Source organism: Micrococcus sp. Alg238-R198, assembly GCF_900537135.1.
Taxonomy (GTDB): domain Bacteria; phylum Actinomycetota; class Actinomycetes; order Actinomycetales; family Micrococcaceae; genus Micrococcus; species Micrococcus luteus.
Genome location: NZ_UNRH01000001.1, coordinates 150,815 through 164,062, shown reverse-complemented (window position 1 = coordinate 164,062; position 13,248 = coordinate 150,815). Strand labels below are relative to the sequence as shown.

General features: G+C 74.4%; 11 protein-coding genes. 5 read left to right on the top strand and 6 right to left on the bottom strand.

The genetic code is table 11. The features are described 5' to 3' along the window. Positions 1-71: 71 nt before the first annotated feature. The 5 genes from G6R13_RS00735 to G6R13_RS00715 all read left to right on the top strand — a co-directional run bounded on the left by G6R13_RS00735 (position 72) and on the right by G6R13_RS00715 (position 5,129). Positions 72-491 carry a YraN family protein gene (locus G6R13_RS00735; protein WP_002853815.1) on the top strand — a complete coding sequence of 140 codons (420 nt, stop codon included), beginning with the start codon at positions 72-74 and terminating at the stop codon, positions 489-491. After that, the gene (locus G6R13_RS00730) at positions 488-2,092 is read left to right on the top strand and encodes a YifB family Mg chelatase-like AAA ATPase (protein WP_101965521.1); all 1,605 of its coding nucleotides are present in this window, start codon (positions 488-490) and stop codon (positions 2,090-2,092) included. The genes G6R13_RS00735 and G6R13_RS00730 overlap by 4 nt, the downstream gene beginning before the upstream one ends. Next, on the top strand, positions 2,089-3,357 hold the full coding sequence (locus G6R13_RS00725) for a DNA-processing protein DprA (RefSeq protein ID WP_236557134.1): 1,269 nt from the start codon (positions 2,089-2,091) through the stop codon (positions 3,355-3,357). The genes G6R13_RS00730 and G6R13_RS00725 overlap by 4 nt, the downstream gene beginning before the upstream one ends. Before the next feature lie 57 nt (positions 3,358-3,414). Continuing rightward, entirely contained in the window at positions 3,415-4,455 is a 1,041-nt protein-coding gene (locus tag G6R13_RS00720; RefSeq protein ID WP_036312815.1) for a tyrosine recombinase XerC, read from the top strand. A 170-nt stretch (positions 4,456-4,625) separates the two neighbouring features. After that, positions 4,626-5,129: a DUF3145 domain-containing protein gene (locus G6R13_RS00715; RefSeq protein WP_036340144.1), complete on the top strand. Its 504-nt coding sequence runs from the start codon at positions 4,626-4,628 to the stop codon at positions 5,127-5,129. A gap of 28 nt (positions 5,130-5,157) precedes the next feature. Here G6R13_RS00715 and fabF read toward each other — a convergent pair whose 3' ends face one another. From fabF to aceE, 6 genes are all read right to left on the bottom strand, one after another. Then, a complete protein-coding gene (fabF, locus tag G6R13_RS00710) occupies positions 5,158-6,402 on the bottom strand; it encodes a beta-ketoacyl-ACP synthase II (protein ID WP_119217372.1) in 1,245 nt (414 codons plus the stop codon). A 176-nt stretch (positions 6,403-6,578) separates the two neighbouring features. After that, a complete protein-coding gene (locus tag G6R13_RS00705) occupies positions 6,579-6,824 on the bottom strand; it encodes an acyl carrier protein (RefSeq protein ID WP_010078906.1) in 246 nt (81 codons plus the stop codon). A gap of 61 nt (positions 6,825-6,885) precedes the next feature. Then, entirely contained in the window at positions 6,886-7,938 is a 1,053-nt protein-coding gene (locus tag G6R13_RS00700) for a beta-ketoacyl-ACP synthase III (RefSeq protein ID WP_070709699.1), read from the bottom strand. A 32-nt stretch (positions 7,939-7,970) separates the two neighbouring features. After that, positions 7,971-8,894: an ACP S-malonyltransferase gene (locus G6R13_RS00695; protein WP_036312804.1), complete on the bottom strand. Its 924-nt coding sequence runs from the start codon at positions 8,892-8,894 to the stop codon at positions 7,971-7,973. Between the two features lie 103 nt (positions 8,895-8,997). Further along, complete coding sequence (locus tag G6R13_RS12405) at positions 8,998-10,200, bottom strand: helix-turn-helix domain-containing protein (RefSeq protein WP_036340225.1); 1,203 nt, start codon at positions 10,198-10,200, stop codon at positions 8,998-9,000. Positions 10,201-10,324: 124 nt separating this feature from the next. Next, complete coding sequence (aceE, locus tag G6R13_RS00685; protein ID WP_159833073.1) at positions 10,325-13,075, bottom strand: pyruvate dehydrogenase (acetyl-transferring), homodimeric type; 2,751 nt, start codon at positions 13,073-13,075, stop codon at positions 10,325-10,327. Positions 13,076-13,248: the final 173 nt, after the last annotated feature.

Genomic DNA, 13,248 nt, shown 5'->3' with positions numbered 1-13,248 from the left:
CGCACAATCCCCGCCGCCACCCACCCGGCGACCCCGCCCGGGACCACCCTGGTGCCCAGGAGGTGGTCGGGATGACGGGGACCGCGGAACGGATCGGGGCGCAGCCGCCCGGAGACAGGCGCGCCAGCCGCGCGCACACGGCACTGGGCCGGTTCGGCGAGGACGCCGCCGCGCGCTGGCTCGCCGAGCGCGGTTACGTGATCGCCGACCGCAACTGGCGGGGCGAGGCCGGAGAGCTGGACATCGTGGCCCACCACGCGGGCTGGTGGGTGGGCGTCGAGGTGAAGACCCGCTCGGGCCTGGCCTTCGGCGACCCGTTCGAGTCGATCGACCGGCGCAAGCTCACCCGGCTGCACCGCCTCACCGCGGCGTGGGTGCGGGCCCACGCCGCGGACCGCCGGGGGACGCCCTGGCGCGTCGACGCCGTCGCCGTGCTGGTGCCGCGCACGGGCGGGATCCGCTTCGATCTGCTGCAGGACGTGCGGCCGTGAGCGGCATCGGACGCACCCGCTCCATCACGCTGGCGGGTCTGCGCGGGGAGGTCGTGCACGTCGAGGCGGACATCGCCCAGTCCCTGCCCGGGTTCACCCTCCTCGGCCTGCCGGACCAGGCGCTGCAGGAGAGCCGGGACCGCATCCGCTCCGCCGCGCGCAACGCCGGACTGCCCCTGACCCGGCGGCACCTGACCGTGAACCTGCTGCCGGCGGGGGTGCACAAGCGGGGTGCGTGCCACGACCTGGCGATCGTCCTGGCGGCCTACGCCGCGGACGGGCGGGTGCGGAACGTCGAGGGGCCCGTGTTCCTGGCCGAGCTCGGCCTCGACGGCGCCCTGCACCGCTCGCCGGAGACCGTGGCGATGGTGATGGCCGCCGTCGACGCGGGGTGCTCCGAGGTGGTCGTCGCCGAGGATGCGGAGGCCGAGGCCCGACTGGTCCCCGGCGCCGAGGTCCGCGGCTTCGCCCATCTGCACGACGTCATCCGCGCCTTCGGCGGGGAACCGGACGGAGAGCCGCCCCACCGCCCGGCCCGACGGCAGGTGACAGCCCCGGAACCGGAGCCGGCCCGTGCGGTGCCCGACCTCGCCGAGGTCGCCGGACAGGCCGAGGCCCGGTTCGCGCTCGAGGTCGCAGCCGCCGGCGCCCACCACCTGCTGCTCATGGGCGCCCCGGGGGCGGGCAAGACCATGCTCGCCGAGCGCCTGCCCGGAATCCTGCCTCCCCTGGACCGGCGCACCGCGCTCGAGTGCGCCGCCCTGCGCTCCCTCCGCGGCGGCGACGCCCGTGTCCGGCGCAGGGGCGGGACGGCCCAGGGGTTCGACGGTGACATCGACCGGACCCCGCCGTTCGAGGCACCCCACCACTCGGCGTCCCGCTCGGCCCTCGTGGGCGGCGGCAGCGGCCTCGCCCGGCCGGGAGCGGCCTCCCTCGCCCACGGCGGCGTGCTGTTCCTGGACGAGGCCCCCGAGTTCGAACGGCGCACCCTCGAGGCGCTGCGCCAGCCCCTCGAGTCCGGGGAGGTGCTGCTGCACCGGGCCCTCGGCGCCGTCGTCTACCCGGCCCGGTTCCAGCTCGTGCTGGCCGCCAACCCCTGCCCGTGCGGCAAGGGCGGTGGCACGGGCGTCGAGTGCCGGTGCAGCGTGCCCGAACGCCGCCGCTACGCCCAGCGGCTCTCCGGGCCGCTGCTGGACCGCGTCGACCTGCAGGTCACCGTGCGGCCCGTCGAAGCGCGGCAGCTCACGGGGGCGCCCGCGTCCGAGACCACGTCGCAGGTGGCCGCCCGGGTCGCCGCGGCCGCCGACCGCCAGGCCCGGCGCTGGGCCACCGCCGCCGAGCGCGGGCTCGCCCCGTCCGGGCTGCGCCGCAACGCGCACGTCCCCGCCGGGGTGCTGCGGCACGGCCCGTACGCCGTGCCCCGGGCGGCCCGCCGGCCCGCGGACGACGCCGTCGACCAGGGCCTGCTGAGCGCGCGCGGCCACGCCCGCGTCCTGCGCCTCGCCTGGACCCTGGCAGACCTGCGCGGCGCCGAACGGCCCGCACCCGAGGACACCGACGTGGCACTCACGCTGCGCCACCAGAACGAGGAGGACGCATGACCACCTACGTCACCCCGGCGGCAGACCACGTCGCCGGGCCGCGCCGGCCGGACGCCGCCCGGCTCGCCCGCGCCGCCCTGACCCGGCTGGTCGAGCCCGGGGACGCGCTCGCGGTGCAGACCGTCACGGCGCTGGGGCCGGAGCGGGCGCTCGCCCTGCTCACGGGCCGGGAGACGATCCAGCCCGCCGAGCGCGATCTGCTCGCCGATCGCGCCGGCGCGCCCGACACGCTGCCCCGGCGCTGGGCCGCGGGGCTGGCCCGCTGGGCGCCCCGGGCCGCCCGGCTGGAGCCGGAGCGTGACCTCGTGACTCTGCACCGGCTCGGGGGAGGCCTGCTGATCCCCGAGGACGACGCCTGGCCCGCCGCCCTGGCGGACCTGGGCGAGGAGGCGCCCCTGGGCCTGTGGTTCCGCGGCTCCGGAACGCTGCCTCCCGCGGACCGGATGCTCGCCGTCGTCGGCAGCCGGGAGGCGACCGCGTACGGACGGACCGTGACCGCCCGCTGCGCCGCCCACGCCGTCCAGCAGGGCGCGTGCGTGATCTCCGGCGGTGCGTACGGCATCGACGGCGCCGCCCACCGGGCCGCGCTGCAGGCGCCCGCCGCACCGGAAGACGCGGCGGATCGCGACGGCGTCCCGCCCACGGTGGCGGTGCTGGCCGGCGGCCTCGACCGGTTCTACCCGGCCGGCCACGAGGACCTGCTTCGCGCGGTGATGGCCGCCGGGCTGCTCGTGTCCGAGATGCCGCCCGGTGCGAGTCCCACGCGGTACCGGTTCCTGCAGCGCAACCGGGTCATCGCCGCGCTCGCGGGGGCCGTGCTGGTGGTCGAGGCGCGCTGGCGGTCGGGAGCGCAGAACACGGCGGGCCACGCGTTCGGCCTCGGCCGCGAGGTGGGCGTGGTCCCCGGCCCCGTGACCTCGCCCAGCTCCGCCGGTTGCCACCGTCTGCTGCAGGAGAGCCCCGCCCGTCTCGTGACCACCGAGCAGGAGGCCCTCGCCCTGCTCGGCCAGGGGCCCGCCCGGAGCGGCGGCGCGGGCGGGAGGATCTCCACCCGGGCAGCTCCCGAGTCCGCCGCGCGGCCCACCGACGGGCTCACGATGGAGGAGGCCCTCGTCCACGAGGCGCTGCCCCTGCGCCAGGCGGTGCCCGTCGACCGGATCACCGTCAGCGCCGGGCTCGCGCTGCCCACCGTCCTGGCGTGCCTGTCCCGGCTGCAGCGGGCGGGCCTGGCCGAACGGGTCGAGGACCGGTGGCGGCGGGGATGACCTCCGGCCGCGTGCTCCCGGGCGGCGCCGCCCTGGGGCGGATGGCAGAGTGGGGGGATGACCCCGTCGTCCTCCGTCCGTCCCGTCCCGGTCCCGCGCGCCCCCTCGCCCCGGGACACGGCCTGGCTCGAGGCGTTCGAGGAGCACCTGCGCCACGAGCGGAACCGCAGCCCCCAGACCGTGCGCGCGTACCTCGCCGATCTGCGCGCCCTCATCGACCACGTCGCCGGCACAGCCGGCACCGCGGCGGCGCCCGCCGTGGATGACGACGCCCCCGCTCGCCACGTGCCCAGCGCACCGGACGTCCTCGCCGAGCTGGACATCGAGGACCTGCGTGGCTGGTTGGCGGCCATGAGCGGGGCCGGCCTCGCCCGCGCGACCCTGGCCCGCCGGGTGGCCGCCGTCCGCACCTTCACGGCCTGGCTGCGCCGGGAGGGCCTGCGCTCGGACGACCCCGCCCTGCGGCTGCGCTCGCCCCGACCCGAGGGGACGCTGCCCCACGTGCTCCAGGAGCAGCAGGCGACCCGGCTCCTCGCGGCTGCCCAGGAGCGTGTGGACGCCGCCGCCGCGGGCGACGACCCTGCCGCCCACGCGCTGGCCCTGCGGGACGCCGCCCTGCTCGAGCTGCTCTACGCCACCGGCGCCCGGGTGGCCGAACTCTCCGCCCTGGACGTGGACGACCTCGAGGCCGGCCGCGGCGTCGTCCGGCTGACCGGCAAGGGAGACCGGCAGCGCACCGTCCCCTACGGCGCACCCGCGGGCCGCGCCCTCCAGGAGTGGCAGCGGCTCGGTCGCCCCCGCCTGGCCCGGCCGGACTCCGGCCCCGCCCTCTTCCTCGGCGCGCGCGGCGGCCGGCTGGGGGTGCGCCAGGCGCGCACCGTCGTCGACCGGGCACTCGAGGGCCTGGGGGACACCGCGGCGCGCGGGCCGCACGCGCTGCGCCACACGGCCGCGACCCACCTCCTCGACGGCGGCGCCGACCTGCGCAGCGTGCAGGAGCTGCTGGGGCATGCGTCCCTGCGCACCACGCAGGTCTACACACACGTCTCGATCGATCGCCTCCGCGAGGGCTACCGGCAGGCCCACCCACGCGCCTGACGCCTCCCCGGAGCACCCCCGGCCCGTCCCCTGCGCCGCCACGACACGCAGGGCGCCGCGCCGCCTCGTTGCCGGCCCAGCATCCCTGGTGCACAATGGCCCCAGGATCCACCGGAGCCGCGACGTGGTCGTAGGGGAAGACGCACCGCATCGCACCCTCGGAGGCATCCATGACCAGCACCCATACCCGCGGCGTGGTCCACATCCTCTCCGCCCCCACCGCCCTCTGCCCCCACGTGGAGTGGGCGCTGAGCTCCGTGCTCGGCCCCGCGACCTCGGTGGAGTGGGAGGGTCAGCCGGTCGCGCCCGGCCAGCACCGCGCCGAGGTGCACTGGACGGCGCCCGCCGGCACCGGCGCGCGTCTGGCCTCCGCCCTGCGTGGCTGGCCGCACCTGCGCTTCGAGATCACGGAGGAGCCGTCCGCCGGGGTCGACGGCTCGCGCTGGTCCCACACCCCGGACCTCGGCATCTTCCACGCCACCACGGACGTCTCCGGCAACATCATGGTCTCCGAGGACCGCATCCGGTACGCCTACGAGGCCGGTGCGGGCGACCCCAGCGTGCTGATGCACGAACTCTCCCTCGCGCTCGGCGAGGCCTGGGACGATGAGCTCGAGCCGTTCCGGCTGGCCGCCGCCCACGCCAACGTGCGCTGGCTGCACCGCGCTGTCTGAGCCTTCGCCCGGCCGGCGGCGCTCCGGCTCAGACGCTGCGGAACACGGCCACCGCGTTGTGGCCGCCGAACCCGAACGAGTTCTTCACGGCCACGCGCGGCCCCTCGGGCAGGCGGGCGGGGGAGCCGGTGACCACGTTCAGCGGGATCTCCGGGTCCTGGTGGTCCAGGTTGATGGTCACGGGCGCCTGGCCGTGGTGCACGGCGAGCACGGACAGGATCGACTCGATCGCGCCTGAGGCGCCCAGCAGGTGGCCGGTCTGGGACTTCGTGGCCGAGACCTGCACCTGGTCCAGGTGGTCGCCGAACACGGCCCGCATGGCCAGGTACTCCGGGGCGTCGCCCTTGGGTGTGGACGTCGCGTGGGCGTTCACGTGGCACACGTCCTCGGGGGTGATGTCGGCCGACCTCAGGGCGGCGCGCATCGCACGGGTCGCGCCCAGGCCCTCGGGCTCGGGCGCGGTGATGTGGTGGGAGTCGGAGCTGACGCCCGCGCCGGCCAGCTCGGCGTACACGCGCGCGCCGCGGGCCTTCGCGTGCTCCTCCGACTCGATCACCATGACGCCGGCGCCCTCACCGAGGACGAAGCCGTCGCGGTCCACGTCGTAGGGGCGGGACGCGGCCTGTGGGTCGTCGTTGCGCTTGGACAGCGCCTGCATCGCGGCGAACGCGGCCATCGGCAGCGGGTGCACGGCGGCCTCGGCGGCGCCGCAGATCACGACGTCGGCCTGGCCGGAGCGGACGAGCAGCAGCGCGGTCTCGAGCGCCTCGGTGCCGGCGGCGCACGCGGACACCACCGTGCGGGCGCCGGCACGGGCGCCGAACTCGAGGGAGAGCGCGCCGGCGGCGCCGTTGGGCATGAGCATCGGGACGGTCATGGGCAGCACGCGGCGCGGGCCGCGCTCGCGCAGGGTGTCCCAGCCGTCCAGGAGGGTCCACACGCCGCCGATGCCGGTGCCGAAGGCCACGGCGAGCCGGTCGCCGTCGACCTCCGCGCCCTCGAGGCCGGCGTCCTTCCAGGCCTCGCGCGCGGCGACGGTCGCCATCTGGGTGGCCGGGTCCTGGCGCTTCTGCTCCACCTTGGAGAGGACCTCGGAGGTGGGCACGGTCAGCTCGGCCGCGAAGGTGACGGGCAGCTCGTACTTCTCCACCCAGTCGTGCTCCATGGTGCGCGCACCGGAGACGCCCTGCAGGGCGTGGGACCAGAAGGTGGGCACGTCGCCGCCGATGGGCGTGGTGGCGCCGAGGCCGGTGATCACTGCGGTGCGGGTCATGGGTCTGCTGCCTCTGGGTCTCGAGTGGGGATCGGGCGGAGGGGTGTCGTCGGCACGACGCGCGGCGCGCGCCGGGGTGCCGGAAGTCGAGGGTGTCGGGCGCCGGGGGCGCTCACGCGCCCCCGGCGCTCACCGAGGGGACGGGGCGGGCCGGGACCGCCGCCGTCGTGGGCCGATCAGGCCTGGGCGCCGTCGATGAAGTCGACGGCGTCCTGGACGGTCTTGAGGTTCTTGACCTCCTCGTCCGGGATCTTCACGCCGAACTTGTCCTCGGCGTTGACCACGATGGTCATCATCGAGATCGAGTCGATGTCCAGATCGTCCGTGAAGGACTTCTCCGGCTGCACCTCGGCGGTGTCGAGGCCGGTCTCCTCGTTCACGATCTCGGCGAGGCCGGCGAGGATCTCTTCCTTGGAAGCCATGGGGCGTCTCCTTCGGTAGGGGTGTGGGGTGTACGTGGACAGTGAATCAGACGGCGCCGCCTCAGGGGAGACGGACCACCTGGGCTCCGTAGACCAGCCCGGCGCCGAAACCGATCTGCAGGGCCAGGCCGCCGGAGAGCTCGGGGTTCTCCTCCAGCAGACGGTGCATGGCCAGCGGGATGGACGCGGCCGACGTGTTGCCGGCGTCCGCGATGTCCCGGGCCACGACGACGGACTCCGGCAGCTTCAGCTGCTTGGCGAACTCGTCGATGATCCGCATGTTGGCCTGGTGCGGGATGAACGCGGCGAGGTCCTCGGGCTCCACGCCCGCGGCGTCGAGGGCCTCGCGGGCCACCTTCGCCATCGACCACACGGCCCAGCGGAAGACGGAGGGCCCGTCCTGGCGCAGCGTGGGCCAGAGCATCCCCTCCGCGCCGGTGATCGCCGAGGCGTCGCCCGTGGTGCGGGCGTGCTCCACGGCGTCGCGCAGCTCCAGCTGCGAGTGCGTCATGGAGATCGTGGACCAGCGCTCCCCGTCCGAGCCCCACACCGAGGGGGAGATGCCCGGCTCGTCCGAGGCCGACACGATCACGGCGCCCGCGCCGTCGCCCAGGAGGAAGGAGATGGAGCGGTCCGTGGGATCCACGACGTCGGAGAGGCGCTCGACGCCGACCACGAGCACGTGCCGCGCGGTGCCGGAACGCACGAGCGCGTCGGCCTGGGCCACGCCGTAGCAGTAGCCGGCGCACGCGGCGGAGACGTCGTAGGCGGGCGCCGGGGTGGCCCCGATCTCGTGCGCCACGAGGGCCGCGGCCGAGGGGGTGGCGTGCGGGAAGGTGACGGTCGAGACGATCACGGCGTCCAGGTCCGAGCCCTGCAGGCCGGCCCGCTCGAGGGCCTCCCGGGCGGCGCCCACGGCCATGACGGGCACGGTCTCCTCCGCCGTGGCGCGCTGGCGCGTGACGATGCCGGTGCGCTGGCGGATCCACTCGTCCGACGAGTCGATGGGGCCGATGAGGTCCTCGTTGGGGACCAAATTCGCCGGGCGGTAGGCGCCCACGGCCACGATGCGGCTGGCCGCGGGGCGCTCGTGCTGCTTCAGGGTGACGGTCATGGTGCTTCTCTCTGCCGGGCGGTGCGCGGGGTTCAGGCCGAGTGCTCGGCCAGGAACGCCCGCGCGGCGTCCAGGTCCTCGGGGGTCTTCACGGCGAGCTGCGCGGTGCCCTTGAGACCGCGCTTGGCCAGTCCGGTCAGTGTGCCACCGGGCAGCAGCTCCAGGACGCCCGTGACCTGCCGCGTGGCCATGGTCGCCATGCACAGGTCCCAGCGGACCGGGCGGGTGACCTGGTCCACGATCCGGGCGAGCACGTCCGTGCCGGACTCGACGGCCTCGCCGTCCCGGTTGGACAGCAGGGGCAGGCGCGGGTCCGAGGGGGAGAGGCCGGCGACGTGGGCCGCGAGGTCGTCCACGGCGGGGCGCATGTGCTCCGTGTGGAACGCGCCGGCCACCTTGAGCGGGATCACGCGGGCGCGGGCGGGGGCGGACTCGGCGAGCGCGCCGAGGGCCTCCGCGGTGCCGGCGGCGACGATCTGGCCGGCGCCGTTGACATTGGCGGGCGCCAGGCCCGCCGCGTCGATGGCCGCGAGGACCTCGTCCTGGTCCCCGCCCACGACGGCGGCCATGCCCGTGGGCGTGGCCGCGGCGGCCCGGGCCATGCCGGTGGCGCGCACGCGCACCAGGGAGAGGGCCTCGGCGGGGGACAGCACGCCGGTGACGGCGGCCGCGGTGACCTCGCCCACGGAGTGGCCGGCCACGACGGTCGACTTCGGTGCGGCGGCGTCCGCCTCGAGGGCCGCGGCGGCCACCAGGCCGGCCGCCACGATCAGCGGCTGGGCGACGGCGGTGTCCTTGATGGTCTCCTCGTCCGACTCGGTGCCGTGGCGGATCAGGTCCACGCCCGCGGCGTCGGAGAGGGACGCGAGCAGGTCGCGGGTCCCGTCCAGCTCGAGCCAGGGGGCGAGGAAGCCGGGCGTCTGGGACCCCTGTCCGGGGCACACGATGGCAAGCATTCCTCCATCGTGTCAGGATCGGCCGCCATCCCGGACAGATCGCGCCACGAAGCACGGCGAGTCGGTTTGGAGGGTTTCTACAAGTGGGGGGCGCCGCCCCGGCTCAGTCCGAGCCTGTCCCGGTCGTCGGCCGCGCCCCCGCGAGCCGGCCCAGGGTGATCGCGGTCTGCAGGACGTACGCGTCGCGGGGGACCAGCGGGTCCCAGCCGGTCACCTCGGCCACCCGCTTGAGGCGGTACCGCACCGTGTTCGCGTGGACGAACAGCTCGCGGGCCGTGCCCTCGAGCGAGTGGCCCAGCGCGCCGTACGCGTCCACGGTCTCCAGCAGGGAGGTGCCGGCGTCGGCCAGGGGCGTGAACACCCCGTCCACGAGGGCTTCCCGGGCCGTGGGGTCGCCCAGCAGCGCCCGCTCGGGCAGCAGGTCCTCCGCCGGGGTGGGCCGGCACGCCCGGGGATGGGCGGCCGCCGCGCTGAGCCCGGCGAGGGTGTGCCGGGCCGAGACGTGCGCCGAGATCAGCGAGTCCACGACGGGTCCCACGATCACCGGTCCCGGCGCGAACCAGCGCGCGAGCGCCTCGCCCACCGCCCGCGCGTCCCGCACCGAGCCGACCACGAGGACGAGCCGTTCGGACTGCACGCCCACGAGCAGGTCGCAGTCGAGCCGCGCCGCGGCCCGCCGCAGGTCCGGGATGAACGCGGGCTTGTCCTGCCCCGGGGCGAGACCGGCCATGACCATCACGTCGTGGTCCCCACGCCAGCCCAGCGCCGTGGCCCGATGCCGGATCTCGTCCGGGTCCTGCCCGCGCAGCACCGCGTCCAGCAGGACCGACTCGAGCCGCGAGTCCATCGCACCGCGCATCTCCGCGGCCCGGGCGTACACGTCTGCGAGCGCGAACGCGACCTCGCGCGAGTAGTGGAGGATGTGCTCGCGGACGGGCGCCTGGTCGCGCTCGGCCAGCAGCTCCGGCACCCGCGTCTCGACGACGTCCACCATCGTCCGGATGAGCTGGAGGGCCCGCTGCAGCGAGATCGCCCGGGTGAGATCGGTGGGCGCGGGCCCGAAGACGTCCTGCAGGACGTGGCCCGTGGAGGTGGGCCGCTCGAACCACGTGAGGAAGCCCTGCAGGGCGCGCTGGGCCACGAGCCCGAGGGCGCTGCGCTCGTCCGGGGTGAGTCGGCGGTACCAGGGCAGGGTGGCGTCCAACCGCTGCAGCACCGCCGTGTTCAGGGCCCCCAGGTGGCTCCTGAGGCGGGCCAGCCCGTCGGTGCTCACGGGGCGAGGGGCGGCGGGGCGGGGCTCGGGCATGCGCTTCATCCTAGGCGCGTGTTGTGGGGTTCCTACAGCGACGACGCCGACCGCCCGCCTCCGTGGCGGAGGCGGGCGGCCGGCGTCGGGACGGAAGGGCGTCAGCCTCCCCGCGGCGTGCGGGTCAGGCGTCGCCGCCCGCGATGCCGGTGGTGCCGGCGTTGACGTCGTCCAGGCGGTACTTCTCGTGCGCCTTCGCGGCCGTGCCCCGCTCGACCTCGCCCTCCTCCTCGAGGAGCTGCAGCGCGCGGACCACCATCGAGTGGGTGTCGATGAGGAAGTACCGACGGGCGGCGGCGCGGGTGTCCGCGAAGCCGAACTCGTCGGCGCCGAGCGCCGAGAAGCGGTTCGGCACGAACGGGCGGATCTGGTTCGTCCACGAGGTGGAGTAGTCCGAGGTGGCCACGATCGGGCCCTCGGCCCCCTGCAGCGCCTGCGTCACGTAGGGCACGCGCGGGGTGGCGGACGGGTCCTTCAGGGCGTCCTTCTCCGCCGCGACGGCGTCGCGGTACAGCTCGTTGTAGGAGGTCACCGACCACACGGAGGCGTTCACGCCCCACTCCTCGGAGAGGATCCGCTGGGCGTCGAGCGCCCACGGCACGGAGACGCCGGAGCCCAGGAGCTGGACCTTCGGGCCGTCGCCCTGGCCCTCGGAGAGACGGTAGATGCCCTTGAGCAGGCCCTCCACGTCGAGGCCCTCGGGCTCCTCGATGTGGGTGATCGGCTCGTTGTACACCGTGAGGTAGTAGATGACGTTGCGGACGTCGTCCCCGCGGTCGTGATCGCCGTACATGTCCTCCAGGCCCTGGCGCACGATGTGGGCGATCTCGTACGAGTACGCCGGGTCGTAGTGCTTCACGGCCGGATTCGTGGACGCCAGGACGGGGGAGTGACCGTCCATGTGCTGGGTGCCCTCGCCGGCGAGGGTGGTGCGCCCGGCGGTGGCGCCGATCATGAAGCCGCGCGCGAGCTGGTCGCCTGCGGCCCAGATGTTGTCCGCGGTCCGCTGGAAGCCGAACATCGAGTAGAAGATGTAGACCGGGATCATCGGCTCGCCGTGCGTGGAGTACGCCGTGCCGATCGCGTTGAACGCCGCGGTGGCGCCGTCCTCGTTGATGCCGACGTGGTAGATCTTCCCCTGCGGGGACTCCTTGTAGGACAGGAACAGGTCCCGGTCCACGGACAGGTAGTTCTGGCCCTTGGGGTTGTAGATCTTCGCGGTCGGGAAGAACGAGTCCATGCCGAAGGTGCGGGCCTCGTCCGGGATGATCGGCACGAAGCGCGGTCCCATGTTCTTGTCCCGCATCAGGTCCTTGAGCAGGCGCACGAACGCCATGGTCGTGGCGGCCTGCTGCTTGCCCGATCCCTTGCGGGCCTGCTTGTACGCGGACTCCGGGGGCAGCGGGATCGCGTGGTAGTCGCTGCGCCGCTCCGGCACGAAGCCGCCCAGCTCCTTGCGCCGCTCCATCATGTACCTGATCTCCGGGGCGTCGGCACCCGGGTGGTAGTACGGGATGTCGTACGGGTCCTTCTCGATCTGCTCGTCCGAGATCGGGATGCGGTGGCGGTCCCGGAACACCTTGAGGTCGTCCACCGTCAGCTTCTTCATCTGGTGGGTGGCGTTGCGGCCCTCGAAGGACTTGCCCAGGCCGTAGCCCTTGATGGTGTGGGCCAGGATGACGGTGGGCTGGCCCTTGTGCTCCATGGCGGCCTTGTAGGCGGCGTAGACCTTCTTGTAGTCGTGGCCGCCGCGCTTGAGGCCCCAGATCTCGTCGTCGGTCATGTCCGCCACCATCTCCTTGGTGACGGAGGACCGGCCGAAGAAGTGGTCGCGCACGAAGCCGCCGGACTCGGCCTTGTAGGTCTGGTAGTCGCCGTCGAGCGTCTCGTTCATGATGCGCACGAGCTCGCCCTCGTCGTCGGCCTCGAGCAGCGGATCCCACTCGCGGCCCCACAGGACCTTGATGACGTTCCAGCCGGCGCCCCGGAAGTAGGACTCCAGCTCCTGGACGATCTTGCCGTTGCCGCGCACCGGCCCGTCGAGACGCTGCAGGTTGCAGTTGATGACGAAGGTGAGGTTGTCGAGCTTGTCGTTGGCCGCGATGTGCAGCTGGCCGCGCGACTCCGGTTCGTCCATCTCGCCGTCGCCGAGGAAGGCCCACACGTGCTGGTCGGAGGTGTCCTTGATGCCGTTGTTGTGCAGGTACCGGTTGGTCTGCGCCTGGAAGATGGCGTTCATCGGCCCCAGGCCCATGGACACGGTGGGGTACTGCCAGAAGTGCGGCATCATCCGCGGGTGCGGGTAGGAGGGCAGGCCGTGGCCCTGGCGGGACTTCTCCTGGCGGAAGCCGTCGAGGTCCTCCTCGGTCAGGCGGCCCTCGAGGAAGGCTCGGGCGTAGTTGCCCGGCGAGGAGTGGCCCTGGAAGAAGATGTGGTCGCCGCCGCCCGGGTGGTCCTGGCCGCGGAAGAAGTGGTTCAGGCCCACCTCGTAGAGGGTCGCCTGGCCTGCGTAGGAGGAGATGTGACCGCCGACGCCGACGCCGTCGCGCTGGGCGCGCTGCACGAGGGCCATGGCGTTCCACCGCAGGTAGTTGCGGTAGCGGCGCTCGAGCTCCTCGTCGCCCGGGTACTCCGGCTCCTGGTCCGCCGGGATCGTGTTCACGTAGTCCGTGGTGGTCACGTAGGGCAGGGCGACGGACTGGGCGCTCGCGCGCTGCATGAGGGAGCGCATGATGTACTGCGCCCGCTCCGTGCCGCGCTCCTCGATGAGTCCGTCGAGGGACTCGATCCACTCCGACGTCTCCTGGGGATCCTTGTCCGGGAGCTGGTCGGTCAGACCGCTGCGGATCTGCGAGCTCTCTTCGGCTGCGCTCACGGTGCCTCCTGGTTCTCGTGCGGAGGGGTGCTCCGCGGTGGGCTGCGGGCAGACGATCCGGTCCGGGCCCGCGACGCCGAGCCGGGCGCGTCGCCCGGAGAGTGCGTCTGTTCCTCCCCAGAGTAGACCGGAGCCGCCGCGTCCGCCCGGCCGGAGGCCCCGGAACGGCGGCG

Bases quoted from the DNA above. Each gene is read 5' to 3' on its own strand.
- G6R13_RS00705 (WP_010078906.1), bottom strand. From the start codon at position 6,824: ATGGCTTCCAAGGAAGAGATCCTCGCCGGCCTCGCCGAGATCGTGAAC.
- G6R13_RS00720 (WP_036312815.1), top strand. From the start codon at position 3,415: ATGACCCCGTCGTCCTCCGTCCGTCCCGTCCCGGTCCCGCGCGCCCCC.
- G6R13_RS00725 (WP_236557134.1), top strand. From the start codon at position 2,089: ATGACCACCTACGTCACCCCGGCGGCAGACCACGTCGCCGGGCCGCGC.
- G6R13_RS12405 (WP_036340225.1), bottom strand. From the start codon at position 10,200: ATGCCCGAGCCCCGCCCCGCCGCCCCTCGCCCCGTGAGCACCGACGGG.
- G6R13_RS00700 (WP_070709699.1), bottom strand. From the start codon at position 7,938: ATGACCGTCACCCTGAAGCAGCACGAGCGCCCCGCGGCCAGCCGCATC.
- G6R13_RS00695 (WP_036312804.1), bottom strand. From the start codon at position 8,894: ATGCTTGCCATCGTGTGCCCCGGACAGGGGTCCCAGACGCCCGGCTTC.
- fabF (WP_119217372.1), bottom strand. From the start codon at position 6,402: ATGACCCGCACCGCAGTGATCACCGGCCTCGGCGCCACCACGCCCATC.
- G6R13_RS00735 (WP_002853815.1), top strand. From the start codon at position 72: ATGACGGGGACCGCGGAACGGATCGGGGCGCAGCCGCCCGGAGACAGG.
- G6R13_RS00715 (WP_036340144.1), top strand. From the start codon at position 4,626: ATGACCAGCACCCATACCCGCGGCGTGGTCCACATCCTCTCCGCCCCC.